At 71.3% G+C, this 25,683-nt stretch carries 23 protein-coding genes and 1 pseudogene; 23 read left to right on the top strand and 1 reads right to left on the bottom strand.

Annotated elements, in window-relative coordinates; all coding sequences use genetic code 11:
- From ASG05_RS16700 to ASG05_RS05525, 22 genes and pseudogenes are all read left to right on the top strand, one after another.
- The coding region (locus ASG05_RS16700) for a hypothetical protein (RefSeq protein ID WP_235491414.1) at positions 1 to 1,099 on the top strand (1,099 nt) is incomplete at its 5' end.
- Positions 1,038 to 2,096 (top strand): HAD-IIA family hydrolase, encoded by a 1,059-nt coding sequence (locus tag ASG05_RS05425; RefSeq protein WP_082486466.1) that lies wholly within the window; start codon positions 1,038 to 1,040, stop codon positions 2,094 to 2,096. The genes ASG05_RS16700 and ASG05_RS05425, both read left to right, overlap by 62 nt.
- A gap of 46 nt (positions 2,097 to 2,142) precedes the next feature.
- Positions 2,143 to 2,385, top strand: coding sequence for a hypothetical protein (locus ASG05_RS05430; RefSeq protein ID WP_056258545.1), 243 nt, complete (start codon positions 2,143 to 2,145; stop codon positions 2,383 to 2,385).
- Positions 2,382 to 3,197: a TlyA family RNA methyltransferase gene (locus tag ASG05_RS05435; RefSeq protein ID WP_056258796.1), complete on the top strand. Its 816-nt coding sequence runs from the start codon at positions 2,382 to 2,384 to the stop codon at positions 3,195 to 3,197. The genes ASG05_RS05430 and ASG05_RS05435 overlap by 4 nt, the downstream gene beginning before the upstream one ends.
- A gap of 5 nt (positions 3,198 to 3,202) precedes the next feature.
- On the top strand, positions 3,203 to 4,150 hold the full coding sequence (locus tag ASG05_RS05440; RefSeq protein WP_235491419.1) for an NAD kinase: 948 nt from the start codon (positions 3,203 to 3,205) through the stop codon (positions 4,148 to 4,150).
- Positions 4,147 to 5,868, top strand: a complete 1,722-nt coding sequence (recN, locus tag ASG05_RS05445; RefSeq protein WP_056258551.1) for a DNA repair protein RecN — start codon at positions 4,147 to 4,149, stop codon at positions 5,866 to 5,868. The genes ASG05_RS05440 and recN overlap by 4 nt, the downstream gene beginning before the upstream one ends.
- Positions 5,869 to 5,919: 51 nt before the next feature.
- Positions 5,920 to 7,638 (top strand): CTP synthase, encoded by a 1,719-nt coding sequence (locus tag ASG05_RS05450; protein ID WP_082486496.1) that lies wholly within the window; start codon positions 5,920 to 5,922, stop codon positions 7,636 to 7,638.
- Positions 7,635 to 8,246, top strand: coding sequence for an NUDIX hydrolase (locus ASG05_RS05455; RefSeq protein WP_056258557.1), 612 nt, complete (start codon positions 7,635 to 7,637; stop codon positions 8,244 to 8,246). Before ASG05_RS05450 ends, ASG05_RS05455 begins: the two co-directional genes overlap by 4 nt.
- A gap of 49 nt (positions 8,247 to 8,295) precedes the next feature.
- A complete protein-coding gene (gene xerD, locus ASG05_RS05460) occupies positions 8,296 to 9,210 on the top strand; it encodes a site-specific tyrosine recombinase XerD (RefSeq protein WP_056258560.1) in 915 nt (304 codons plus the stop codon).
- Between the two features lie 163 nt (positions 9,211 to 9,373).
- Entirely contained in the window at positions 9,374 to 10,273 is a 900-nt protein-coding gene (locus ASG05_RS05465) for a ParA family protein (RefSeq protein ID WP_056258563.1), read from the top strand.
- A complete protein-coding gene (locus tag ASG05_RS05470) occupies positions 10,257 to 11,111 on the top strand; it encodes a ScpA family protein (protein WP_082486467.1) in 855 nt (284 codons plus the stop codon). Before ASG05_RS05465 ends, ASG05_RS05470 begins: the two co-directional genes overlap by 17 nt.
- On the top strand, positions 11,101 to 11,739 hold the full coding sequence (scpB, locus tag ASG05_RS05475) for an SMC-Scp complex subunit ScpB (RefSeq protein ID WP_082486468.1): 639 nt from the start codon (positions 11,101 to 11,103) through the stop codon (positions 11,737 to 11,739). Before ASG05_RS05470 ends, scpB begins: the two co-directional genes overlap by 11 nt.
- Positions 11,729 to 12,517 (top strand): annotated as a pseudogene (locus ASG05_RS16825) (pseudouridine synthase); the annotation flags it as partial. The gene scpB and the pseudogene ASG05_RS16825, both read left to right, overlap by 11 nt.
- A gap of 1,562 nt (positions 12,518 to 14,079) precedes the next feature.
- A complete protein-coding gene (locus ASG05_RS05485) occupies positions 14,080 to 15,177 on the top strand; it encodes a prephenate dehydrogenase (RefSeq protein WP_056258802.1) in 1,098 nt (365 codons plus the stop codon).
- Positions 15,174 to 16,001: a (d)CMP kinase gene (gene cmk / locus ASG05_RS05490; protein WP_082486469.1), complete on the top strand. Its 828-nt coding sequence runs from the start codon at positions 15,174 to 15,176 to the stop codon at positions 15,999 to 16,001. Before ASG05_RS05485 ends, cmk begins: the two co-directional genes overlap by 4 nt.
- Before the next feature lie 71 nt (positions 16,002 to 16,072).
- Entirely contained in the window at positions 16,073 to 17,521 is a 1,449-nt protein-coding gene (gene der, locus ASG05_RS05495; protein WP_369814040.1) for a ribosome biogenesis GTPase Der, read from the top strand.
- A 144-nt stretch (positions 17,522 to 17,665) separates the two neighbouring features.
- On the top strand, positions 17,666 to 17,974 hold the full coding sequence (locus ASG05_RS05500; protein WP_157490079.1) for a hypothetical protein: 309 nt from the start codon (positions 17,666 to 17,668) through the stop codon (positions 17,972 to 17,974).
- Positions 17,975 to 18,060: 86 nt separating this feature from the next.
- Complete coding sequence (locus tag ASG05_RS05505) at positions 18,061 to 19,767, top strand: hypothetical protein (protein WP_157490080.1); 1,707 nt, start codon at positions 18,061 to 18,063, stop codon at positions 19,765 to 19,767.
- 271 nt (positions 19,768 to 20,038) lie between these two features.
- The gene (locus tag ASG05_RS16710) at positions 20,039 to 20,287 is read left to right on the top strand and encodes a hypothetical protein (protein WP_157490081.1); all 249 of its coding nucleotides are present in this window, start codon (positions 20,039 to 20,041) and stop codon (positions 20,285 to 20,287) included.
- Between the two features lie 53 nt (positions 20,288 to 20,340).
- On the top strand, positions 20,341 to 20,907 hold the full coding sequence (locus ASG05_RS05515; protein ID WP_235491415.1) for a hypothetical protein: 567 nt from the start codon (positions 20,341 to 20,343) through the stop codon (positions 20,905 to 20,907).
- Positions 20,908 to 21,054: 147 nt separating this feature from the next.
- Positions 21,055 to 21,498, top strand: a complete 444-nt coding sequence (locus tag ASG05_RS05520) for a MarR family winged helix-turn-helix transcriptional regulator (RefSeq protein WP_056258578.1) — start codon at positions 21,055 to 21,057, stop codon at positions 21,496 to 21,498.
- 380 nt (positions 21,499 to 21,878) lie between these two features.
- Positions 21,879 to 23,411 (top strand): MATE family efflux transporter, encoded by a 1,533-nt coding sequence (locus ASG05_RS05525; protein WP_082486470.1) that lies wholly within the window; start codon positions 21,879 to 21,881, stop codon positions 23,409 to 23,411.
- A 123-nt stretch (positions 23,412 to 23,534) separates the two neighbouring features.
- Here ASG05_RS05525 and ASG05_RS05530 read toward each other — a convergent pair whose 3' ends face one another.
- Positions 23,535 to 23,987, bottom strand: a complete 453-nt coding sequence (locus ASG05_RS05530) for a helix-turn-helix domain-containing protein (RefSeq protein ID WP_056258580.1) — start codon at positions 23,985 to 23,987, stop codon at positions 23,535 to 23,537.
- Between the two features lie 54 nt (positions 23,988 to 24,041).
- On the opposite strand from ASG05_RS05530, the gene ASG05_RS05535 reads away from it, so the two are divergent.
- Positions 24,042 to 25,268, top strand: a complete 1,227-nt coding sequence (locus ASG05_RS05535; RefSeq protein WP_056258584.1) for an MFS transporter — start codon at positions 24,042 to 24,044, stop codon at positions 25,266 to 25,268.
- Positions 25,269 to 25,683 lie beyond the last annotated feature (415 nt).

The following is a 25,683-nucleotide window of genomic DNA, read 5'->3' on the forward strand; positions in this document are numbered from 1 at the left end:
CCAGCGTGGTGACCGCCCGTCGTACGGAGACCGTCCGCAGCGGGGCGGCTGGCCCGGTGGTGACGACCGTCGTGGTGCTGCGCCTCGTGCCGGCTCGACCGGGCGGGGTGACCGACGGGACGGTTGGAAGCCTCGTGAGACCCCCGAAGATCGCGACCCGTTCGGCATCAAGTCCGTGCGTCCCGCCCAGGAGGTCGCGCACGTGCCCGACGACGTCGAGCCCCGCGATCTCGACAAGGTGGCGCGGGGCGAACTGAAGACCCTCAGCAAGGAGAACGCCGACTGGGTGGCCAAGCACCTCGTGATGGCCGGCCGTCTGATCGACGAAGACCCCGCCGAGGCCCACAAGCACGCGCTCTCGGCCGGTCGCCGCGCCGGACGCATCTCGGTCGTCCGCGAGACCATCGCCATCACCGCCTACCAGGTGGGGGACTACGCCCTGACCCTCCGTGAGCTGCGCACCTACCGTCGCATCTCGGGACGCGACGACCAGCTGCCCCTGATGGTCGACAGCGAACGAGGTCTCGGTCGCCCCGAGCGTGCGCTCGAACTGGGCCGATCCGTCGACGCATCCACGCTCGACCCGCAGGTCCGGGTCTCGCTGGCGATCGCCATGTCGGGTGCCCGTCTCGACCTCGGTCAGCCCCAGGCGGCTCTCGGCGAACTCGAGATCCCTCAACTCGACCGGACCAAGGCCTTCAGCTACAGCCCGGCGCTGTTCGCGGCGTACGGCACCGTGCTCGAGGACCTCGGCCGACCCGACGAAGGCGAGAAGTGGCTCGAGCTGGCCGATCGTGCCGAGGACGCCTTGGCCGCGCTCGAGCACGGCGGTGCCGACGGCGAGACCGTCGAGATCGTCGAGGAGGAGATCGAGGTCGACGCGGTCGACGAGCGATCGGTCGACCTCGACGAGGTCGACGACGAAGACGGATTCGACGATGTCGACGAGGTCACCGAGACCACCAGTGCCGGAGCCGCGGACGTGACCTCGGCCGACGACGACCGCGAGACGCCCGACCACGAGGACGACCAGAACGATGAGACTGCCGATCCCGAGACGACCCCGCCGGACGACGGCGCCGACGAGCACCGTGGCTGACGGCCGGACCCCCCTCGACGGCGTCGACACCGTCCTCGCGGACCTCGACGGGGTCGTGTACCGCGGTCGGCACGCCGTCGACCACGCCGTCGAGAGCCTGACCGACGTCGCGAGGACCCGTCGGGTGGGCTACATCACCAACAACGCGTCGCGGACGGCCGAGGCCGTCGCATCCCAGCTGTCGGGCTACGGCCTCGAGGTGGGCGCGGACGACGTGGTGACGTCCCCGCAGGCCGCGGTGCGCCTCCTGGCCGACGCCGTCCCGGCCGGTTCGACCGTCCTCGTCGTCGGTGGGGAGGGGCTGACGTCGGTGCTCGAGGCCGAAGGGTTCGTCGTGACCCGATCGGCCGACGACTCCCCGGCGGCCGTCGTGCAAGGTTTCAGCCCCGACGTCGGGTGGGCGCAACTGGCCGAGGCGTCGTACGCGTTGCACACGGGCATCCCGTGGATCGCGACGAACACCGACTGGACCATCCCGCAGGAGCGCGGCATCGCGCCCGGCAACGGGACGCTCGTGTCGGCGGTACACACCGCCGTGGGGCGCCTGCCGGTGACGGCCGGCAAGCCTGAGACGCCGATCTTCGCGGCGGCCGTCGAACGCTTCGGGGCGACGAAGGCCGCCTTCATCGGCGACCGGCTCGACACCGACATCGTCGGCGCGAACGCGGCAGGGCTGACCTCCATCCTCGTGCTCACCGGCATCGACGGCGCGAAGCAGGTCCTCGCGGCCGACGCGAAGTCGCGACCCGACTTCATCGTCGCCGACCTCCGAGAGCTGTCGCAGCCCTACCCCGAGACGGTCGAGCACGACGAGGAGGACGTCCACGTCGTGACCGTCCGCGCCGCGAGCGTCGCCGTCCGCGGTCACCTGGTGCGCGTCCTGTCCGAGGGAGACGACCCCGTCGACCTCCTGCGCGCCGGCGCCGTCGCCGTGTGGGGGACCGGCAAGGCGATCTACGGCCTCGACGTCGACCCCGCGTTGCACGCCGACGGCTGACCGCCCGTCTCGAGCGTCAGGGGCGGCGGCTAGTCTGGACGGCACCATGAGCGACGACCACCCCGACGAGACCGCCCCTGACGGCACGCCCTCCGGCGCCACGCCGCAGGTCGCCGCCGTGCCCGACGCCGACGAGCGTCAGGAGGCGCGGGCCGGCTGGTCCGACCGGGTGGCCGACATCGAGTCCCAGCCCTTGGCATCCCGGGCCGCGGCGTTCGGGGCCGTCCACGACGAACTCCGCGCTGTGCTCGAGGGCACGACGGACGACTCCGGTCGGGACGGTCGATGACGTCGTCCGAGGCCGCGGGCGAGCGACTCGACTCGGTGCTGGCCCGGCGTGGCCTCGCCCGGTCGCGGACGCACGCCGCACGACTGCTGTCGGACGGCCTCGTGACGGTCAACGGCGTCGGCGTCGTGAAGGCGTCGGCCCGGGTCGCCGAGTCGGACGACGTCGCCGTCGCGGGTCTCGACCACTACGTGAGTCGGGCGGCGCACAAGCTGATCGGTGCACTCGACGCGTTCGGCGTCGACCCGACCGGGCGGACGGCCCTCGACGTCGGCGCGTCCACCGGCGGTTTCACCCAGGTGCTCCTCGAGCGCGGGGCCGAGCACGTGGTCGCCCTCGACGTCGGGCACGGCCAGCTGGCCAACCCCGTGCGCTTCGACCCGCGCGTCACGATCGTCGAGGGCGAGAACGCGCGGTACCTGACGGCCGAGCGGTTGGCGGAGGTGACGACCCGCGCCTCCTCGGTGTCGCTCGTCGTCGCCGACGTCTCGTTCATCTCGTTGACCATGGTGCTGCCCGCGCTCGTGGCGACCGTGGGTGTGGAGAACGACTTCGTGCTCTTGGTCAAGCCGCAGTTCGAGGTGGGGCGACAGGGCGTGCGCGAGGGCCTCGTGCTCGACCCGGCCCTGCGGAACGAGGCCGTCACCGGCGTCTTATGGGCGGCCCACGACCTGGGCCTCGGCACGGCCGGACTCATCTCGTCCCCCATCGTCGGCGGCTCGGGCAACCGCGAGTACTGTGTGCACTTCTCGGCCTCGGCCGGGACGAATCCGACAGAATGGCTCAGCACCGCCGACAGCTTGACGAGAGGGTGAACGACATCTCCCCGACACGACACATCCTGGTGGTCTCGCACACGGGGCGCCCGGACTCGATCGACGCGGCCCTCGCGGTCTGCGGGCTGCTGGGCGACGCCGGAGTCGTGCCTGTGCTGCCGCGCGACGAGTGGGACGACATCCGTCGGGCCGAACCGACGGCCGCGATCGACGACGTCGAGATCCTCTTCGACGGCGTCGCCTGCGACGACCTCGAGTGCGTCATCGTGCTCGGTGGCGACGGCACGATCTTGCGGGCGGCCGAGCTGATCCGTGGCACCCGGGCGCCCATCGTCGGCGTCAACCTCGGGCACGTGGGGTTCCTGGCCGAGAGCGAGCGCGACGAGATGGCCGACACCGTGGCCCGCGTGCTCGCGGCCGACTACGAGGTCGAGGAGCGCTTCGCGCTCGACGTCAAGGTCACCAACGGCGACGAGGTCGTCTACGAGACCTGGGCGATGAACGAGGCCACGGTCGAGAAGGCCTCTCGCGAACGCATGCTCGAGGTCGTCATCGAGGTCGACGGCCGGCCCCTGTCGTCGTTCGGGTGCGACGGCGTCGTGATGTCGACCCCGACCGGCTCGACGGCGTACTCGTTCTCGGCCGGCGGCCCCGTGGTCTGGCCCGCGGTGCAGGCCCTGTTGCTCGTGCCGCTCAGCGCCCACGCCCTCTTCGCGCGCCCGCTCGTGGTCGGACCCGACTCGGTCCTCGCCGTCGAGGTGCTCAGCCGCACCGACGCGCGCGGCATCCTCTGGTGCGACGGCCGGCGCGAGCACGACCTGCCGCCGGGGGCCCGGGTCGAGTGCAGCCGCTCCGACCAGCCCGTCCGACTGGCCCGCCTCCGGACCGGCCCGTTCACCGACCGCCTCGTGGCCAAGTTCCAGCTGCCCGTGACCGGGTGGCGCGGCCCGGCGCGCGTCGATGTCGACCCCACCGCCGAGGGCGAGCGATGATCGAAGAGATCTCGATCCGCGACCTGGGTGTCATCGGTCGTGCCACGCTGCCCCTGGGGCCCGGCTTCACCGCCGTGACGGGCGAGACCGGGGCGGGCAAGACCATGGTCGTCTCGGCGCTCGGCCTGCTGCTCGGTCAGCGAGCCGAGAGCGGGGTCGTCCGGTCGGGCAGCCCCCAGGCCGTCGTCGACGGCCGGTGGCTCGTCCCCGCCGAGGGCGCCATCGTCGAACGGGTCCGCGACGCGGGCGGCGACGTCGACGACGGTGAGCTCTTCCTCAGTCGCGTCGTGTCGGCCGAGGGACGCAGCCGCGCCGTCGTCGGTGGTCGCACGGCACCGATCGGCGTGCTCGGCGACCTCGCCGACCACCTCGTCGTCGTGCACGGCCAGTCCGAGCAGATCCGGCTCAAGTCCGCCGCCGCGCAGCGCGCCGCCGTCGACGCACACGGCGGTGCGGCCCTCGCCGAAGCGGCCGGGCACTACCGCAGCGCCTACGACGCCTGGCTGGCCGCCCGTGCCGAGCTCGACGAGATCACCCGCGACCGTGACTCCCGACGCGCCGAGGCCGAGACGTTGCGGGCCGCGATCGACGAGATCGAGGGCCTCGCCCCCGTCGCAGGCGAACTCGACGAGCTCGACGCCACGGCCGAACGCCTGAGCAACGCCGAAGACCTCCGGCTGGCGGCCGGTCTCGCCCACGAGGTCCTCTCCACCGACGCCGTCGACGGGACCCGCGACGTCGTGTCCCTCGTCGAAGAGGCACGGCGTCAGATCGAACGCGTGGCGCCCCACGACCCCGCCCTGGCACCGATCGCCGACCTGCTGGCCGAGGTCAGCGTGCAGGTCGGCGAGTCTGCGTCTCGCCTCTCGAGCTACCTCGGCACGCTCGACGCCGACGTCGCGGTCGAGCTGGAGTCGGTGCAGACGCGCCGGGCCGACCTGGCCGGTCTCGTCCGCAAGCACGGCCCCACCCTCGACGACGTCATCCGGCTGCTCGACGACGGCAGCCGCCGCCTGGTCGAGCTCGACGGCGACGACGACCGGCTCGCGCACCTCGACGACGACGTGGCCGAGCTGCGGGCCGAGGCCGAGCGACGCGCGGGCGTCCTCGGCGAGCTGCGCCGCGCCTCCGGGGCCGACCTGTCGACTCGGGTCAGCGCCGAGCTGAGCGCCCTGGCGATGACGGGTGCCGAGATCGTCGTCGAGGTCACCCCCCGCGACGAGCTGGGCACGACCGGCGGCGACGTCGTGTCGCTGCTGCTGCGCCCACACCCGGGCAGCGAGCCGCGGCCACTCGGCAAGGGGGCCTCGGGCGGTGAGCTCTCCCGCGTCATGCTCGCGCTCGAGGTCGTCATGGCCGGCTCGAGCGACGTGCCGACCTTCGTCTTCGACGAGGTCGACGCCGGCGTGGGCGGGTCGGCCGCGATCGAGATCGGTCGCCGGCTGGCGGCGCTCGCCGAGCGGGCGCAGGTCATCGTCGTGACGCACCTGGCCCAGGTCGCCGCGTTCGCCACCAACCACCTCCGCGTCGTCAAGGACGCGTCGGGCGAGGTCACGGCCAGCAGCGTGCACCAGCTCGAGGGCGACGAGCGAGTCGCCGAGATGGCCCGCCTCCTCTCCGGGCTGCCCGACAGCTCGAGCGGGCTCGAGCACGCTCGCGAACTGCTCGAGCTCGCCTCGGCGGCCCGTCGTCCGGCCACGGCCGACACACGTTCGTAACAGGCGTGGTCTGTCGCAACGGCCCGGTGTGACATAGGATGGAATCCCGTGGTGAACGTTGAGAACTCGGGTCCAGATGCCAGCACGACGAAGCACATCTTCGTCACCGGAGGCGTCGTCTCCTCCCTCGGAAAAGGCCTGACGGCCGCCAGCCTGGGCAATCTGCTCACGGCCCGCGGGCTGCGGGTCGTCATGCAGAAGCTCGATCCGTACCTGAACGTCGATCCGGGCACGATGAACCCGTTCCAGCACGGTGAGGTCTTCGTCACCGACGACGGTGCCGAGACCGACCTCGACATCGGGCACTACGAGCGATTCCTCGACATCGACCTCGGTCAGTCGGCGAACGTCACGACCGGTCAGATCTACTCCACCGTCATCGCGAAGGAGCGTCGCGGCGAGTACCTCGGCGACACCGTCCAGGTCATCCCGCACATCACCGACGAGATCAAGCGGCGCATGCGCCAGCAGGCCGACGACGACCCGAAGCCCGACGTGATCATCACCGAGGTCGGCGGCACCGTGGGTGACATCGAGAGCCAGCCGTTCATCGAGGCGGCGCGCCAGGTGCGTCACGAACTCGGCCGCAAGAACGTGTTCTTCGTCCACGTCTCGCTGGTGCCCTACATGGGAGCGTCGGGTGAGCAGAAGACCAAGCCGACGCAGCACAGCGTCGCCGCCCTGCGCTCGATCGGCATCCAGCCCGACGCGCTCGTGCTGCGCAGCGACCGTCCGGTCAGCGAGAGCAACAAGAAGAAGATCGCCCTGATGTGCGACGTCGACGAGGACGCCGTGGTCAACGCGAAAGACGTCGCGAGCATCTACGACATCCCCGCGATGCTCAACGACCAGGGGCTCGACGCCTACATCATCGACCACCTCGGCCTCGGCGAGAAGGCCGGCGAGGTCGACTGGTCGGGTTGGCAGCCGGTGCTGACGGCGGTCCACGAGCCCAAGCACGAGGTCACGATCGGCCTGGTCGGCAAGTACATCGACCTGCCCGACGCGTACCTCTCGGTCACCGAGGCGCTCAAGGCCGGCGGCTTCGCGCACCAGACCAAGGTGTCGCTGACCTGGATCCCCTCCGACGACTGCGAGACGCCCGAGGGCGCGGCCAAGGCGCTGCGCGACGTCGACGGCATCTGCGTACCCGGTGGCTTCGGCATCCGCGGCATCGAGGGAAAGCTCGGTGCCCTGCGGTACGCCCGTGAGAACGGTCTGCCGGCCCTCGGCCTCTGCCTGGGGCTGCAGTGCATGGTGATCGAGTACGCGCGCAACGAGGCCGGCCTGACCGGCGCCTCCTCGTCCGAGTTCGACCCCGACACCGAGTACGCCGTCGTGGCGACCATGGCCGAGCAGGTCGACATCATCGCCGACGGCGACCTGGGCGGCACCATGCGCCTCGGCCTCTACCCGGCCGCGCTGACCCCGGGCTCGCTCGCCGCCGACCTGTACGGGTCCGAGCTGGTCTCCGAGCGCCACCGTCACCGCTACGAGGTCTCGAACCAGTACCGCCAGCAGATCGCCGACGCGGGCCTGCGGTTCTCGGGCACCTCGCCCGACGGCACGCTCGTCGAGTACGTCGAGCTCGACCGCGCCGTGCACCCGTTCTACATCGGCACGCAGGCCCACCCCGAGCTGCGGTCGCGTCCGAACGACGCGCACCCGTTGTTCTCCGGGCTCGTCGCCGCGTCGCTCGAGCGTCACGACGCGAGCAAGCTGTTCGCCGACGAGGCCGACGACGCCGACGCCGTCGAGGTCGTCGCGTGACCGACGCAGCCGCCACGGGCCCGGCCGCCACGGGTGCGCCGGCCGAGGGGCCGACGCCGCTCGCCGACGAGCCCGCGTCGCCCACGGTCACGACGAGCGAGGTGGTGTTCGAGGGCGCCGTCTGGAACGTCAAGCGCGACACCGTCGACTACAACGGCAAGCCGATGGTGCGCGAGTACGTCGCGCACACCGGTGCCGTGGCCGTGCTGGCCGTCGACGACCAACAGCGCGTGCTCGTGATCCAGCAGTACCGTCACCCGATCCGCACCCGCGACTGGGAGCTGCCCGCAGGCCTGCTCGACGCCGAGGGCGAGAGCGAGCTCGACGCCGCGAAGCGCGAGCTCGCCGAAGAGGCCGACCTGCAGGCGACGACCTGGGACGAACTCGTCTCGTTCCACACCACCCCCGGCGGCAACGACGAGATGGTCACGGTGTTCCGGGCCACCGGAGTCAGCGCCACCGCCGACGCCTTCGAGCGCAGCGACGAAGAGGCCGACATCGAGAAGCGCTGGGTCTCGCTCGACGAGATCGTCGACGGCGTGCTCGCCGGGCGACTGCACAACTCGATCCTCAGCATCGCGGCGCTCGCCGCGGTCGCCTCCCGCTGACGAGCGCGTCGGCCCCTCGGGGCGGCGCGCGTCGCCGTAGCCTGACGTCGTGACGATCGAGGAGGCGCTGGACCGCTACCTGAGGCACGTCTCGGTCGAGCGCGGCCTCAGCCCGAACACGACCGCGGCCTACCGCCGCGACCTGGTCCTCTGGCGTGCGCACCTGGCCGAGGCCGGGCGGGGCACCCTCGACGAGGTCGAGCCCGCCGACGTCGCGACGTTCCCGGCGGCGCTGGCGACCCGCGCCGAGAAGCCGCTGGGCGCCTCCTCGGTGGCCCGGGTGCTGTCGTCGGTGCGGGGCTTCCACCGCTTCGCCCTCGAGGAGGGGCTGGTCGCGGTGGACGTGGCGGGCACCACCCGGCCGCCCAAGCTGCCGAGCCGCCTGCCGAAGGCGATCTCGGTGGGTCAGGTCGAGGCGTTGCTGGCCGCAACCGACGGCGACGAGCCGACGCGGCTGCGCGACAAGGCGCTGCTCGAGCTGCTCTACGCGACGGGCGCGCGGGTGAGCGAGGCCGTGTCGCTCAACGTCGACGACGTCATCGAGGGCGACGTCGTGCGCCTCTTCGGCAAGGGCTCCAAGCAACGCGTCGTCCCCCTCGGCAGCTACGCGCGCCGGGCGCTCGACGCGTACCTGGTGCGGGCCCGGCCGGTGTTCTCCCCGCGGGGTGAGGCGTCTCCCGCGCTCTTCCTCGGCACGCGCGGGGCCCGGGTGTCGCGGCAGAACGCGTGGCTGATCATCCAGGCGGCCGCCGAGCGGGCCCAGCTCGGCGTCGAGGTGTCGCCTCACACGCTGCGGCACTCGTTCGCGACGCACCTGCTCGAGGGTGGAGCCGACGTCCGCGTCGTGCAAGAGCTGCTCGGGCACTCGTCGGTGGCGACGACGCAGATCTACACGTTGGTGACGGCGGATGCGCTGAGGGACGTCTACTCGACGGCCCACCCGCGGGCGCGCTGGGCGTCGTGACCCGACGCCGACCGCGTGCCGACCGCGTGCCCCGACCCGGTGCCGACTGCGAGCCGACCCGGCGCTGACCAGGCAAAACCCTCAAGCAAGGCATGAGGCTTCCTGGTGACGGGCCGGGCGCGGCAGCCCGTCGTCGACGGAGGTCGCCGGTACTCTCGTACCCGTGAGCACCAAGCCGACCTCGAGCACCCCCGCCCTCTTCGAGAGCGCTCCGGCGACCGTCCCCGCCAACGGCCCGACCGGGCGTCCGCGCACCGAGTTCCCGACGCCCGCGCCCCTGTCGAGCCACGGCCCGGCCCGCATCATCACCCTCTGCAACCAGAAGGGCGGCGTCGGCAAGACCACCACGACCATCAACCTCGGCGCCTCGTTCGCCGAGTACGGCCGTCGCGTGCTGGCCATCGACTTCGACCCGCAGGGCGCCCTCACTGCGGGTCTCGGCGTGCAGTCGCACGACCAGGCCACGGTCTACGACCTGATGATCGGGGCCGTGAAAGACGCCCACGACGTCATCGTGCCGACGCGGGTCGAGAACCTCGACGTCATGCCGGCCAACATCGACCTCTCGGCGGCCGAGGTGCACCTCGTCAACGAGGTCGCGCGCGAACAGATCCTCGCCCGCATCCTGCGCCAGGTCAGCGACGAGTACGACGTCGTCCTGATCGACTGCCAGCCCTCGCTCGGGCTGCTGACCGTCAACGCCCTCACCGCCGCGCACGGCGTGCTGATCCCGCTCGAGTGCGAGTTCTTCGCGCTGCGCGGCGTCGCCCTGCTCGTCGAGACGATCGAGAAGGTGCGCGACCGCCTGAACCCCGCGATCACGCTCGACGGCATCCTGCCGACCATGTTCGACTCGCGCACGCTGCACAGCCGCGAGGTGCTCGAGCGCGTCGTCGAGGCGTTCGACGACCAGGTGCTCGAGACGGTCATCGGCCGCACGGTCAAGTTCCCCGACGCCTCCGTCGCGGGCACCCCCATCACGAAGTTCGCCCCCGAGCACCCGGCGGCTCAGGCCTACCGCCAGCTGGCCCGAGAGCTGATCGCGCGTGGTGCCGCGGCCTGATCGGGCGACCGCCGAGGTCGGCGCCGACGAGACCGTCCTCGCGGGTGCAGAGGCCTCGCCCGGGTTCGAGGTGCGGCTGGACAACTTCAGCGGGCCGTTCGACCTGTTGCTCTCGCTGATCACCAAGCGCGAGATTGACATCACCGAGGTCGCGCTCAGCGCCGTGACCGACGAGTTCCTGTCGTTCCTGCGCCGCATCGACACCGACGAGAACCTCGACCAGGCCAGCGAATTCATCGTCGTCGCCGCCACGCTCCTCGACCTCAAGGTCGCGGGACTGCTGCCGCAGGGCGAGCTCGTCGACGCCGAGGACGTCGCCCTGCTCGAGGCGCGCGACCTGCTCTTCGCCCGCCTGCTGCAGTACCGCGCGTTCAAACGGGCGGCCGAGTGGTTCGCCCGACACGGTGCCGCCGAGGCCGCACGGCACGCCCGGTCGGTGCGACTCGAGCAGAAGTACCGTGTCACCACGCCCGAACTCGTCTGGACGCTGTCGCCCGATGACTTCGCCGCCCTCGCCACGCTGGCGCTCACGCCGCGCGAGATCCCCACCGTCGGCCTCGACCACCTGCACGCCCCGCTGGTGAGCATCCGCGAGCAGGCCGCGATCGTCGTGTCGCTGCTGCGCCGTGGTGGTCTCGTCACGTTTCGCGAGCTCGTCGCGGGCGTCGACGAGAAGGGCGTCGTCGTCGCACGCTTCCTGGCCCTGCTCGAGCTGTACCGACACGCGTCCATCTCGTTCGAGCAGGTCGAGCCGCTCGGCGAGCTCAGCGTCCGCTGGGTCGCCGACACCTGGACCGAAGAGAACCTGGAGGCGCTGGGGGCCGACTATGAGGGGTGACTCGACCCGCGCCTCCTCGTCCGGGGCACCGTTCTCGACCGGGGAGTCGGCCGCGGCCGCGCCCGAGGGAGGACCCGCGACCCCGATCGCCCGCCAGCTCGAGGCCCTGCTGATGGTGGCGGACGAGCCACAGCCCCTCGTCGAGCTGGCCTCGGCCGTCGGCGCCCCGGTCGCCGCCGTGCGTCAGGCGATCGCGACGCTCGTGGCCGACTTCGACGGCGTCGGCGGCACGGTGCGGCGGGGTTTCGAGCTGCGCGAGGTCGGCGGGGGCTGGCGGTTCTACGTCCGAGACGAGCACGATCCGGTCGTCCGCGATTTCGTGCTGACGCAGAACCCGACGAAACTGTCACAAGCGGCTCTCGAGACGCTGGCGGTCATCGCCTACAAGCAACCCATCACCCGCAGCAGCATCGCCCAGATCCGGGCGGTGAACGTCGACTCGGTCGTCCGTACGCTGCTGGGACGCGGCCTGATCACGGAGTCCTCCACCGACCCCGAGACAGGCGCCATCAACTACGAAACGACAGGCCTCCTCTTGACCCATCTCGGCATCAACTCGCTCGATGAGCTCCCGCTCATCTCGCCTCTCCTCTCGGACGGCCAGGGGGGTTTCGACGATGTCGCGTAACTCCTCCCCGTCGTCCGCCGACGACTCCGAGCTGGCCTCGGGCGAGCGCCTCCAGAAGGTCATGGCCGCCGCGGGCGTCGCCTCGCGTCGCGTCAGCGAAGACATGATCGCCGCCGGACGCGTCACGGTGAACGGCAAGGTCGTCACCGAGCCCGGCCGCCGCATCGACCCGACGACCGACAAGATCGTCGTCGACGGCAGCGCCGTGCAGCTCGACGCCACGCGCCGTTACGTCATGCTGAACAAGCCGGTCGGCATCGTGAGCACCCTGAGCGACGAGAACGGTCGCCCCGACCTCCGTCAGTTCACCGAGCAGTACGAGGAGCGCCTCTTCAACGTGGGCCGCCTCGACGTCGAGACGAGCGGCCTGCTCGTGCTGACGAACGACGGCGAGCTCGCGCACGTGCTCGCGCACCCGTCGTTCGGCGTCACCAAGACCTACATCGCCAAGGTGAAGGGCGTCGTCACGCCCGCCGTGCTCAACGAGCTGACGACGGGCGTCGAACTCGACGACGGCCCGATCGCGGCCGACAAGGCGACGCTCGTGGCGGGTGGCGCAGGCCTCTCGCGCTCGACCGACTCGTCGCTCGTCGAGATCACCCTGCACTCGGGGCGCAACCGCATCGTGCGCCGCATGCTCGAGGCCGTCGGCCACCCGGTCATCGACCTCGTCCGTCGCTCGTTCGGCCCGCTGCACCTCGGCACGCTCAAGGTCGGTCACATGCGGTCGCTGACGAAGGTGGAACTCGGCGCGATCCTCACGATCTCGCGCGACGCCACGTCGGCCTCGACCGTCGACGCCGCCCCGATCACCGAGAGCCCCGACGCCCCCGTCGACGAGGCCGACGTCGTCGAGCTGGCACTCGCCGACGACGAGGTCGAGAAGGACTACTACGACGAGGACGACGAAGAGTACGACCCCGCGACCGACGCACGCGCCGAGCGACGCCGCGCGGCGGCCCGCGACCAGGCCGAGTCGACGTCGCGCCGTGCGCAGGTGCGCCGAGAGCAGGAGGCGCGGCGCGGTCAACGCGACGAGCGCCCGACCCGAGAGGGCTACCAGGGCAACCGGCACGACGGACGCGGCGGTGACGAGCGCCCCGTCCGCGGGTACCAGGGCACCAACGACGACGGCCGCGGACGCGAGGGGCGACCGGCTCGCACCGGCTACCACGGCAGCGACGAGCGTCCGGCTCGACGCGCCTACCAGGGCCGTGACGACCGTGGCGAGTCCCGTGGGTACCAGGGTCGCAACGACGACGGTCGTGGTGCGTCGCGTGGGGGCTACCAGGGTCGCAACGACGACGGTCGCGGTGAATCGCGCGGTGGCTACCAAGGCCGCAACGACGACGGCCGGGGACGCGACGAGCGCCCGGCCCGTGGCGGCTACCAGGGTCGGGACGACCGCGGTGGGGCACGTCCCGGGTACCAGGGGCGCAACGACGACGGCCGCGGACGCGACGATCGCGGCGGCTTCGTGTCGCGCGACGATCGTGGATCTCGTGGCGGGTTCGTGTCTCGTGACGACCGTGCCCCGCGGGGTGGCGGCGATCGTCCGCTGAGCCCGGGTGAAGAGCGTGCGGCGGGTTACCCGAACCGTGACGCCAACCGCGACCCGCGCACCGGACGCCCCTCGGGCATCCGTGCCGGCGGCAAGGCGACCAACCGCGGGTGGGTCGACCGCAGTGCCGAGCGTGGCGAGGACGAACGAGGCGGTCGTGACGCCCGTCGTGCCGGTGCCGGTGCCGGTGCCGGTGGCTACCAGGGCGGGCGCGACTCGCGCGACGACCGTGGGGACTCGCGTGGTGGGTACCAGGGTCGTGACGACCGTGGTGGTTCACGCGGTGGGTACCAGGGCCGGGACGAGCGCGGCGGTCGCGACGACCGTGGTGCCTCGCGTGGCGGCTACCAGGGCCGAGAGCAGCGCGACGACCGAGGTGGTCGCGACGACCGCGGTGCTTCGCGGGGCGGGTACCAGGGTCGGGACGACCGTGGCGGCCGTGAGGACTCGCGCGGCGGCTACCAGGGTCGCGACGACCGGGGCGGCTCGCGCAGCGGCGGCCACCAGGGCCGCGAGCAGCGCGACGACCGTGGCGGTTCGCGCGGCGGTCCGGCGCGCGGCCCGCGCGACGACCGCGGCGGACGTGACGACCGCGGCGGCCGAGACGAGCGCGCTGGCGATCGTCCGTACCGTGGCCGCCCCGACGCCGGGGGACGTGGTCCTCGAGGGGGCGGGCGGTCGTGACCGACGCGCACCGCGCCTCCTCGGCTGACGGCTCGACTCCGGCTGACGTGACTGGCGCCGGCGCGGCCGTCGCCGGTGGGTCGTCGGCCGACGCCCTGTCGGCCGGCAGCCGTCGGCTCGTGGGCCAGGTGCGCATCGTCGGATCGGGGCTGCTCGGGGCCAGCATCGGCCTGAGACTGCGGCAGCACGGCGTGGACGTGATCCTCGACGACGTCTCGCCGGCCGCCCGCAGCCTCGCGGTGGACTACGGCGCCGGCCGACCTCCGGCCGAGGGCGACGCCCCCGTGCTCGTGGTCGTGGCCGTGCCGCCCGACGTGACCAGCGACATCGTCGCGCGCGAGCTCGAGGCCTGGCCCGAGGCCCTCGTCACGGACGTCGCGTCGGTCAAGGTCGCCCCGCTGGCCGAACTCCGCGCGCGCGGCGCCGACGTGTCGCGCTACATCGGGTCGCACCCGATGGCCGGCCGCGAACGCGGGGGAGCCGTCTCGGCGCGCGCCGACCTCTTCGTCGGTCGCCCCTGGGTGATCGCCGGGCACGACGACATCAGCTACCGACGGGCGGCAGCCGTCGAAGACCTGGCGCTCGACCTCGGGGCGACGCCGATCGAGATGACCCCCGAAGAACACGACGCCGGCGTCGCCCTCGTGAGCCACGCGCCGCAGGTCGTGGCCTCGCTCATGGCGACCCGGTTGCGCGACGCGCCCGACGCCTCCCTCGGCCTCGCGGGCCAGGGCGTCCGCGACGTCACGCGCATCGCGAGCAGCGACCCGGCGCTCTGGACCCAGATCCTCGGGGCGAACGCCTCGCGCGTGGCCGCCGTGCTGCGCGAGCTGCGTGCCGACCTCGACCGCGTCGTCGTCGCCCTCGAGGCGCCCGACGCCCCCGGCAGCCGCCGGGCCGTGGCCGAGAGCATCGGCGCCGGCAACGGTGGCGTCGCCCGGCTGCCCGGCAAGCACGGGCAACAGACCCAGTTCAGCTCGGTGATCGTCATGGTCGACGACACCCCCGGGCAGCTGGCCCGCCTGCTCACCGAGATCGGTGAGATCGGCGTCAACCTGGAAGACCTGCGGCTCGAGCACTCGCCGGGCGCGCAGGTAGGACTCGCGGAGGTATCGATCGTGCCCGAACAAGAAGACCGACTCGTGACCGAGCTCGAAGCCCGGGGCTGGACCGTCGCGGGGGCGTTCGCATGAGCGTCGACCGAGGCGCGGCCGGCGTCGAACCCACCGGCGTCGACCCGACCCAGGCCGACCCCGAGCGGGCGCCCGGCGAACACGGCGTCGGCGGCCCGGCCGGTGAGGCCCACGTCGAAGAACTGCGTGCCGAGACCGCCGACGCCGTGCACCGCCACGTCGTGGTGGCCGTCGACGGACCGGCCGGAAGCGGCAAGTCCAGTGTCAGCCGCGCCTCCGCCGTCGCGCTCGGCTTCGATTACCAGGACACGGGTGCGGCCTACCGCGCCTTCGCCCTGCACGCCCTCGACGACGCCGTCGACCTCGACGACGCGGACGCGATCATCGCGGCGTTGCCGTCGTTCCGGTACGCGATCGAGATCGACCCGGCCCGCGCCTCCTCGGTGACCGTCGGCGGTCGCGACGTGACCGACGAGATCCGGACCCCCCGCGTGACGACCGCGGTCAGCCACGTGGCCAAGGTGCCCGAGGTGCGACGGTTCATGGTCGACCTGTTCCGGCGCATCATCGCCTCGACCGACAGGCCGGGCATCGTGACCGAGGGGCGCGACATCACGACCGTGGTCGCACCGGATGCCCAGGTCAGAATCCTGTTGACCGCGAGCGAAGCGGCTAGGATGGCCAGGCGTTCGGCCGAGGTGACCGGGCAGAGTGCCGAAGAGACAGCTCGGCAGCTCTCGACCCGCGACCGGCTCGACAGCAAGGTCGTCGACTTCATGACCGCCGCACCCGGCGTCTCCACCGTCGACTCCACCTCACTCGACTTCGACCAGACCGTCCAGGCCGTGGTCGAGCTCGTGCGAGCGAGCACCCCCATTTCTTAGAGGAAGCCCCCATGGCAGACGACGACAAGTACCCCGAGCTCGACGAGCAGATGGTCGACCGCATCCAGACGATGCCCGACGAGGACGCCGACCAGCGTGCCAGGGCCCTGCGCGCCGGCCTGTCCGACTACGACCTCGACGAGGGCGACATCGACGTCCTCGAGGGCGGCGAGTGGGACCCGAACGCGCTGACCTACGCCCCGGCCCTGCCGGTGCTCGCCATCGTCGGTCGACCGAACGTCGGCAAGAGCGCCATGGTCAACCGCATCCTCGGGAGGCGCGAGGCCGTCGTCGAGGACAAGCCCGGCGTGACGCGCGACCGCGTCTCGTACAAGGCCGAGTGGGGCGGACGCCGCTTCACGCTCGTCGACACCGGCGGGTGGGAGCCCGACGCGATCGGCATCGACCGCTCGGTCGCGATGCAGGCCGAGATCGCCGTCGACCTCGCCGACGCCGTGCTCTTCGTCGTAGACGTCAACGTCGGGGCGACCGCCACCGACGAGGCCGTCGTGCGCATGCTGCGGGCCTCGCACAAGCCGGTGATCCTGGTCGCGAACAAGAGCGACGACGCCCGCAAAGACCTCGAGGCCGCGTCGCTGTGGTCGCTCGGGCTCGGCGAGCCCTTCCCGGCGTCGGCCCTGCACGGTCGCAACGTGGCCGACCTGCTCGACCTCTGCATGACCAAGCTGCCCGCCGTGTCGACCGTGGCCAAGCAAGAGATCGGTGGCCCGCGACGCGTTGCGATCCTCGGGCGCCCCAACGTCGGCAAGAGCTCGCTGCTCAACAAGGCCGCCGGTGAAGAGCGCGTCGTCGTCAACGAGCTGGCCGGCACGACCCGCGACCCGGTCGACGAGCAGGTCGAGATCGCCGGTCGGGTGTGGACGTTCGTCGACACCGCCGGCATCCGGAAGCGCGTCCACCTGCAGCAGGGTGCCGACTTCTACGCGTCGCTGCGCACGTCCGCCGCGCTCGAGAAGGCCGAGGTCGCGGTGGTCGTCATCGACGTCACCGAGCAGATCTCGACCCAAGACCTGCGCATCATCGACCTGGTGCTCGAGTCGGGCCGCGCGCTCGTGCTCGCGTTCAACAAGTGGGACCTCTTGGACGACGACCGTCGCCGCTACCTCGAACGCGAGATCGAACAAGACCTCGACCATGTGTCGTGGGCGCCGCGCGTGAACATCTCGGCCCGCACCGGTCGTCACCTCGAGAAGCTCGTGCCCGCCCTCGAACTGGCACTCGAGTCGTGGGACACCCGCATCCCGACGGGCAAGTTCAACGCGTTGCTCGCCGAGCTCGTCGCCGAGCACCCGCACCCGCTGCGGTCGGGCAAGCAGCCGCGCATCCTCTTCGGCACGCAGGCCGCCAACCGTCCGCCGACCTTCGTGCTCTTCACGACCGGGTTCCTCGACCCCCAGTACCGCCGGTTCATCACGCGGCGCCTGCGCGAGATCTTCGGCTTCGAGGGCACGCCGATCACGGTGAACATGCGCGTGCGCGAGAAGCGCAAGCGCCCCTAGGCACGGCACCCTCGGTCGTCTCGTCGACGACCTGTGAACTGAACGCCCGGTTGTGGATCGTTTCCACACCGGGCGTTCTGCATTGCTAGGGTGGCTCCCATCGAACGCGATATGTCGATGTCGCATGACGGAGGGCAAGGGTGCATGGCAGATCTGGTGGTGGACGAGCGGACGCTGACGTCCGTGGCGTGGCGGGTGTCGACGGCGGCGGTCGACGCCGAGGTCTCGGCGACGCTGGCGGTGGCATCGGCGGCCGACGTGGGGTCGCCGAGCGTGGCGGCGGCGCTCGACGAGGCGACCGGGCAATTGGTCCGACGGGCCGGGCTGACGGTCGAGGCGATCCGGGCGGTGGGCGACTTCCCGACGACCTTCATGCTCGAGTTCGCTGAGGTCGAGGCGCGGTTGACTGCGGGCTTGCCCGTCGGCGACCTCGCCGGGGTGGGGTCCAAGTGAGCGTCGACGACGACCCGGGCCTCGGCTCGGTCGACGGCATCCGCCGGCTGGCCACGTCTCGGCGTGACGAGGTCGACGACCTCGAGGTGGCGTCGTACCGGTTGGCCGAGGCGGCGAGCTGGGGCAGCGAGTGCTGGCAGGGGCGTTCGGGTGAACGGTTCGTGGCGGCGGTGACCGACGCCGCGGCCGAGGTGTCCGCGGTCGCGCGAGGCCTCGAGAACCACGCGGCTGCACTCGAGGCGTACGCGACGGCGGTCTCGTTGATCCAGGGGTCGAAGCAGACCCTGGAGGCGCGGCGTGCGATGGCCGAGAAGACCATCATGTCGACGGGGGCGACGCTGAAGACCATCATGCGCGAGGCGGCGGACGCCGCGCGTGACGACCTCCTCGGCATCGTCGTCGAGTCGGAGTACCGGTCGGGGGAGCGGACCACGTTGCAGCGGCGCATCGACGACGGGCAACTGGAGCTCGAGGTCGTGGTGGGGCTGTGGTCCGAGCTGGTCGAAGAGCGGGCGGCCGTCGACTGTCGGTGCATCGCGGCGTTGCAGAGCCTCGAGGCGATGGGGGCGTTGCCCCAGGTCACCGAGGCGGCTCTCTCGGCGGGGTCGGCCGAGGGGCTGCTCGATCTGCTGGCAGGTCTGTCGGCGACCGAGCTGACGATGCTGCTCGAGCGGCACCCCGAACTGGTCGACGAGGCGTTCCTCGCCGACCCCGAGAAGGTACGGGCGTGGTGGGACGGACTGGGAGCGCAGGGGGCACGGAACGCCGACGGACTGACCGCACTGCAGGTGGCTCTGGTGCGCGGGGCGCCGGCAATCGTCGGGGCGCTCGACGGTCTGCCGCCGTCGGTGAGGATCGCGGCGAACGCGATCAACGCGGCACGACGCATCGCCGAGATCGACCGCATGGTGGGCCCACTCGAGCGGCGAGGATTGACGGGGGATGCCGAGCGGCTCGCGGCGTTGGCGCGCGAACGGGCCTACCTGAAGGGCGCGGTGGCGCAGCCGCCGACGGTGCAGCTGTACTTGTTCGACCCGGCGAAGAGCCGCATCATCGAGATGATCGGGGAGTGGAACGACAAGACCAGGACGGTGCTGACGTACGTGCCAGGGACGTTGACGAACATGGATTCGTTCTACCGAGACCCCGAGACGGTCCAGCAGATGGCACGGTGGCTGCAGGCGGAAGACCCGTACGAGTCGACGGTGTCGTTCATCTTCAAGGACGGCGTATTTCCCGGTGGGGCCGAGGGCCGCAAAGATCCCGCAGAATTCGTCGGGGCTTTTGCGCAGGCGAACGACCCCGACTTCGCGCGCAGGACGAGTAAGGCTCTCTACGACTTTCAGCGGGGACTCGCTGTCGATCCGATCAGGTCGGAACCCGGATACCGTGACGTCGCCATCGGCCACAGCTGGGGGCTTGCGAACATCACGTCAGCCGAGGTGAGAGGGGCTGCTTATGACAAGGTCATCTCTCTCGCTGGCGCCGGGATGCCTGCCGAATGGCAACCGCGAGCTGGTTCGACATACAGCGATTACAGCTACTGGGACTTCCTCCAGGCTGCTCAGCGCACGGGTGGTGTCTGGGGTGGCCGCAACCCGAACAGGTCAGATGCATTCGAATCACAGGGGTACTACCTGGGGCCCGACGACGTGGAGCTCGTTGACTCCGGGCTGGCCGTCGTCCCTCCATCGAGGCTCGACGACAACCATTCTCTCGTTGCCGAGACCGGAGTCGAGAACGATCAGATCCTCAACGACCTGTGGGAGGAACTCTACGGTCGTGACTCCTAAGCGAATGTCTCGTCTCATGACGCTGTCAGCGACGATCGTGCTGGCTCTAGCCGGCTGTTCTGCTCCACACTCAGACGAACGAGAGGGAAATCCCATGTCCGAAGGGGCGACCACGGTCGATCTGCCCGCACTCCGTGAGGGCATTCGAGCATCACAGCAATCGTTGGCGCAGTTCATACCCCCGAGCGAGACGTTGAGCGTGGAGGAGTCTCCAACGGGCGTCTTGCTGTCTTGTCCCGGAGGCATGTACCGGTGGACGGGGGTGACGACGGTGGAATACGTCACCGGTTTCGACGTCGATTCTTTGTATGGATCGATGGAGGAAGCTCTTGCCGACTCTTCGGACTTCACGACGGAACGGGAAGACAGCCGCCGGGGGGGCAACCGGCTGGTGATACGGGATGAGGCTGGAACGAGGTACACGATCCGTCTCGTGCCCCAGGCGTCAAAAGTGCAGATCGCTGCAAGCTCCTGGTGCTTCAAGCTCGAACCCGGGCAGTCGGACCATGGTCGGTTCTGAGGGCGGAGTAGGGCACCATTGGTGTTCGTGAGACGAGCGGACGGGGTACGAGGGTGACGGGGGCTGGGCTGTGGCACCGCGCCTCCTCGGGGGTGGGGCTGTCGGCCGCGGCCGACCGGGTGTGGCAGCGGCTACAGCTCGACCGGCTCGCCGGCGGGCGACACTCGGGCTACGTCATCCACGAGGACATGCGGCAACACCCGCGCACGGTCCGCAGCTTCGTCGGCATCCGGTGGCTGCTCTTTGGCGAGACCGTCGTCGGGCTCACCGCGATCTTCATCGCCGCCGTCCTCACCAGCCGCGGAGAACTCGTGCCGTGGGCCGTGTGGTTCCGGTCCACCGTCGTCCTCTTCATCACCGCCTCGCTGTACGTCTTCGCCTGGCGCGCACAGCTCGGCTACTACTGGGCCTACTCACGCCTCCGCCTGTTCAGTCGCATCTTCCCGATCGTCACACTGATCATCGCGACGATCCCCGGGCTCTACCCCGGGTGGATGGTCGTCGAGCAGATCGTCTTCTCGCTGCTGATGATCGGCATCGGCGACCTGCTCACCAGCGATCACATGCGCGCCGCCTTCCCGCGGCCGGCCAAGCCCGGCTTCGCCGACGGTGCGGGCTGACAGTGATGCGAGCGGCGCACGACGCCACGGGGTGAACACGCCGTCGTCCGATGGCGCGGTGCGTGCGTACTTCGGGATGGGGTGGCGGCGCTCCCTCAAGAGGTTCGAGAGTTGACAGTTTGAGCTCGAATAGTTAGGTTTCTGATCATGGAGATCGAGGAGTATACGGAGACCACCACGCTCGGCCTGCTGCGCTGGGTCGGCTGGGCTCAGCGGAAGGCCGGCGAGGACTGGGTCACGAGTCGTGAGCTCAGCCCGGAACAGGCCTTCGTCCTCGGTTACCTGGTCAAGGCGCCCGGTGCCATCCAGCGTGACATCGCCGCCATGACCCGCACGAGCGCCGCCAGCGTCTCGAGCCTCCTGCAGGGGCTCGAACGCCGCGGCCTCGTCGACCGCCGCACCCAGGACGGTGACGAACGACGCAAACGCGTCTACGCCACGCCTGCGGCCGCCGACCTCATCTCGGGATTCGACGACGCCATGATCGCGGCGGACGAGAGCATCCTCGCCCCCCTCGACCAGGCCGAACGCGACACCCTCCACGCCCTGCTGACCACGATCACCTCCGCACTGCCCCGCCCCAGCCGCTAGGTCTCAGTCGTCGGCTCGCCCTGCGTGCGAGCGGGTCCGCCCCCGATCCCGCACCGCCAGGCACCTGAGCCACCGCGCACCCGAACCACCTCGCCAGCAGCTCCGCTTCATCGGGCTCGCCTGCCCGCATCCGTGCCCGGGCCAGCGGTCACCACGCCAGGAGGTGGGCACGGCGCCAGGAGAAAACCTGGCGCCGTGCCCATCGCCTGGCGGGGAAGCGACCCGGCCCGATCCTGCCTCGGGCCGAGTGCCGGGCTGCGGCGGCAGGACGGTGTCGCGCGCCGTCTCGGCTGGCCGACCCGCGCCTCCTGAACCCACCTCACCACTCGCCGTGCCGGCTCTCGTCGGCGCGCGCTCGAGCCTGCCCGGAAGGACACCTCATGAACGAGAACACCCCCGTCCCCGCCAACACGCCGGCACCCACGAACACCCCGGCACCCACGAACACCTCCGCCTCCGCGGACGCTCCGGCACCCCGCCCTGCCCCGGCGCCCCCGAGCGCCCCGGTCGTCGGGAGCAACCGCTGGTACTTGTCCGCCGCACCGATCGTCCGAGCCCTCGTGCACCTCTGCGTGCCGATGGCCGCCGCGATGATCGTCGGTGCGATCTACAACGTCATCAACGCGGGGTTCATCGGGTCGCAGCACGACACCTCGTTGTTGGCGGCGATCACGCTCGGCACTCCGCTGCTCGGTCTCGTCATGGCCGTCGGCGGCGTGTTCGGCGTCGGGGGAGGCGCGCTGATCTCGCGGCACCTCGGCGCGGCCGAACACGACCCCGGCGAAGCGGCCCGCATCAGGAACGTGTCGTCGTTCGCGCTGTGGGGTGCGGTCGTCAGCGGCGCCGTCATCGGGGCCGCTGGCCTGGTGCTGCTGCCGGCAGTGGTCGAGCTGCTGGGCGCGGACTCCGCCGCCGTGCCTGCGACGAGCACCTACGTCGGGGTCATGTTCGCGTTCGTGCCCGTCCTGGCCGGCGCGTTCTGCCTCGAGCAGATCGTGCGGGCCGAGGGCGCCGCGCGTCAGGCGATGATCGGGCTCGTGCTGTCGACCGTCGCGAACGTGGTGTTCGACGTCGTGTTCATCCTGGTGCTGCACTGGGGGGTCGCCGGTGCGGCCCTCGGCACGGGTCTCGCCAACGCCGTCACCGTCGCCTACTTCGTCACTTGGTTGCAGCGCAACAGCGAGCACGTCAGCCTGTCGCCGCGGTGGTTCACCCTGTCGCCGTCGGTGCTCAAGCCCGTGTTCGGCGTCGGGTCGGGGGAGCTGATCCAGTCGGCGTTCCTCATCGTGACGACGCTCGTGCTGAACAACCTCGCAGCGGCCTACGGCGACAGCGCGCTCGCCGCCATGGGTATCGCGGTCCGCATCGCCCAGGTGCCGGAGTTCCTCGTGATGGGTGTCACGATCGGCGTGCTGCCTCTGCTCGCCTACTCGTTCGGCAAGGGTGACCGAGCCCGCTTCGGTTCGGCGCTCCGGGCGTCGGCCGTGACGGTCGGCGGCATCGTGACGGTCTTCTCGACGACGGTGTTCGTCTTCCGCGATCAGGTGTTCTCCGCCTTCTCGGGTGACGGGTCGGTGCTCGCGATCGGCGTGACCATCCTCACGGCGCAGCTCGTGGCGACCGTCGTGAACGGCTTCACCGGGCTCATCACGTCGGTGTTCCAGGCGACCGGAAAGGCGCTGCCCGCCATCGTGCTGTCCATAACGCAGGGCGTGTTGTTCGTCCCGATCGTGCTCGTGGGGAACTCCTGGTTCGGGCTGGGCGGCGTCGTGTGGGCACTGACCGTGACCGAGGTGCTCGTGTTCGTCGTCGGGCTCGGCATGTGGCTCGCCTCGCGGGCCGCGATCGAGCGTGGGTTGGCCGAGGGCAGCGAGGAACGGGCTGAAGCCGTGCTGGAGGGTGCGGCAGTCTGAGGCTCGTGGTGCGATGAACCCCGTTTCGAACGATGCACCCAGCCGGAACGGGGTTCATCGTGCGAAACGGGGTTCATCGAGCAGACGGGCGGGCACGCGGCACGAGCCCTCAGGAGGCGCGGCTCAGTCGCCGGCGCGCGGCACCATCTCGACGTCGGCGGGCTCGACCACGTGCCCGTCGCCCGTGACGAACGCGACCCGCACGGGCTCGCCCGACGCGGCGACGCTGAACCGGCGTGCGGCGCCGTCGGGGTGCGGATCGTGCTCGTCGCCCCAGACGGCGAGGGCGGCCAGCACGGGAGCGAGGTTGCGGCCGGCGTCGGTCAGCAGGTACTCGACACGTTCTCGGGCCCCGTCCTCTCGGTAGGTCGACCGCTCGAGCACGCCGGCCGCGACGAGGGAGTCGAGCCGCGCGGTCAGCACGTCCGGCGACAGTCCGAGCCGCGCCCGGAACTGCGAGAAGCGCGTGTGCCCGAGCAGCGCCTCGCGCACCACGAGCAGGGCCCAGCGCTCGCCGAGCAGGTCGAGGCTGCGGGCGATGCCGCAGCGCGGGTCGAGGGGTCCACGGGAGGCCATGCCGACACCCTACCTCGATAGGCTTTTCGTATCCAGGGTGCTAGCGTCGCCGTCATGCCCCGTGACCTCGCTGCGTCCGTCCGTCCCGAGGGGCCGAACCGGCTCGCGTTCTGGACCTGCGCCTCCGTCCTCGCCCTCGCCCTGTGGACGAGCGGCGCCGCGACGCCGGTCTACCCGCTCTACGCGAGCGACTGGCAGCTGACCCCGTTCGTCACGACCGCGATCTTCGCCGTCTACCCGCTCGTCCTCGTCGTCGTGCTGCTCGTCTTCGGCAGCCTGAGCGACACGATCGGTCGGCGGGCGAGCATCCTGCTCGGAGTCAGCGCGTCGATCGTCGGCGTGCTGCTGTTCGCCCTCGCGCCCGACGTCGGCTGGGTTCTCGTCGGCCGCGCGTTCATGGGCCTCGGCGTCGGCCTGTCGCTCAGCCCCGCCACCGCCGCCATGATCGACATCGCCGGGCCCGTCAACTCGGCCCGCACCGGAGCGATCAGCACCGCCTCCACCGCCGTCGGCCTGGTCTTCGCCACACTGCTCGGGGGAGCCCTCGTCCAGTACGCGCCCGAGCCGCTGCACCTCACCTACTGGGTGCTGCTCGTGGTCGAGGCCGGGGTGCTCGTGCTGGTCTGGCGGCTGCCGCGCGACCGGGACGAGAAGGCCGGACACTGGAGGCCACGGTGGCCGAGCGTGCCGCGCGCCCTGCTCGGGGCGGTGGGGGCCGCGGCGGTCTGTGTCAGCGCCTCCTACGCTCTCGGAGCCGTGGTGCTCTCGCTCGGTGCCGAGATCGGCGTGACGCTGATCGGCACCGACAACGCGTTCGTGACGGGCTCGGTGATCGCCCTGTCGATGCTCGTCATCGCGGTCGTTGCGCTCGCCTCGCGACGGGTGCCGGTGGTGATCGCCGTCGTCGTGGCGGCCGTGGCGACTGGCCTGAGCTTCACGGCGCTAGTGCTGGCCGCGGCACAGCAGTCGTTGGGGCTGTTCTTGGCGTTCTGCGTGCTGTCGGGGGTGGGCTACAGCCTGTTCTTCGCGTCGGGACTCGGGATCGTGTCGCGGTTCGCTCCGGAGCATCACCGCGCCGGGACGCTGTCGGCCGTGTACCTCGTCGCCTACCTCGTGCAGGGGGCGACCGCGCTGTGGCTCGGCGCACAGGCGACCCGCGGCGGGCTCGAGAGCGCCGTCGACGTCGGGGCCCCGGCGATCGTGGGGCTGGCGCTCACGGCGATGGTCGCGGTCGTCGTCGTCATGAGGGGGCGGGAGCGGCGCCGGCGGGTCGCCGCGTAGGAGCGGCGGGGGCAGGAGGCGCGGGTCGGCAGGGGAGGCGCGGCGTGCGGACGAGAGGTGGTCGGCGCGCATTCGGCCACGAAGTACACACGCCGCCACGGGATGTCGTGGCGGCGTGTGTACTTCGTGGCGGGGGAGGGGCGAGGGTGCAGCTCGGGCAGGCGAGCAGCCGGCCGGGCGGGCAGCCGGCCGGGCGGGCAGCCGGCCGGGCGGGCAGGTCGATCAGCCGGGGCGCGGGCCTCATCGGGCCACATCGCCACGAGGTGGACACAGCGCCAGAACTAGGCCTGGCGCTGTGCCCACCTCCTGGTGTCGTGCCCGGGCCCGTGCTGCGGCGGGCGGGGGCCGGCGCGCTTCCCGCCACGAGGTAAACACGCCGCCATGACATCGTGTGGCGGCGTGTTTACCTCGTGGC

It is taken from the genome of Frigoribacterium sp. Leaf186, from assembly GCF_001423905.1.
Lineage (GTDB): Bacteria > Actinomycetota > Actinomycetes > Actinomycetales > Microbacteriaceae > Frigoribacterium.

What these genes read in the sequence shown, in the direction of transcription:
- ASG05_RS05500 (WP_157490079.1), top strand. Translation starts at nt 17,666, where the DNA reads ATGGCAGATCTGGTGGTGGACGAGCGGACGCTGACGTCCGTGGCGTGG.
- ASG05_RS05535 (WP_056258584.1), top strand. Translation starts at nt 24,042, where the DNA reads ATGCCCCGTGACCTCGCTGCGTCCGTCCGTCCCGAGGGGCCGAACCGG.
- cmk (WP_082486469.1), top strand. Translation starts at nt 15,174, where the DNA reads ATGAGCGTCGACCGAGGCGCGGCCGGCGTCGAACCCACCGGCGTCGAC.
- recN (WP_056258551.1), top strand. Translation starts at nt 4,147, where the DNA reads ATGATCGAAGAGATCTCGATCCGCGACCTGGGTGTCATCGGTCGTGCC.
- scpB (WP_082486468.1), top strand. Translation starts at nt 11,101, where the DNA reads ATGAGGGGTGACTCGACCCGCGCCTCCTCGTCCGGGGCACCGTTCTCG.
- ASG05_RS05435 (WP_056258796.1), top strand. Translation starts at nt 2,382, where the DNA reads ATGACGTCGTCCGAGGCCGCGGGCGAGCGACTCGACTCGGTGCTGGCC.
- ASG05_RS05525 (WP_082486470.1), top strand. Translation starts at nt 21,879, where the DNA reads ATGAACGAGAACACCCCCGTCCCCGCCAACACGCCGGCACCCACGAAC.
- der (WP_369814040.1), top strand. Translation starts at nt 16,073, where the DNA reads ATGCCCGACGAGGACGCCGACCAGCGTGCCAGGGCCCTGCGCGCCGGC.
- ASG05_RS05530 (WP_056258580.1), bottom strand. Translation starts at nt 23,987, where the DNA reads ATGGCCTCCCGTGGACCCCTCGACCCGCGCTGCGGCATCGCCCGCAGC.
- ASG05_RS05520 (WP_056258578.1), top strand. Translation starts at nt 21,055, where the DNA reads ATGGAGATCGAGGAGTATACGGAGACCACCACGCTCGGCCTGCTGCGC.
- ASG05_RS05425 (WP_082486466.1), top strand. Translation starts at nt 1,038, where the DNA reads ATGAGACTGCCGATCCCGAGACGACCCCGCCGGACGACGGCGCCGACG.
- ASG05_RS05430 (WP_056258545.1), top strand. Translation starts at nt 2,143, where the DNA reads ATGAGCGACGACCACCCCGACGAGACCGCCCCTGACGGCACGCCCTCC.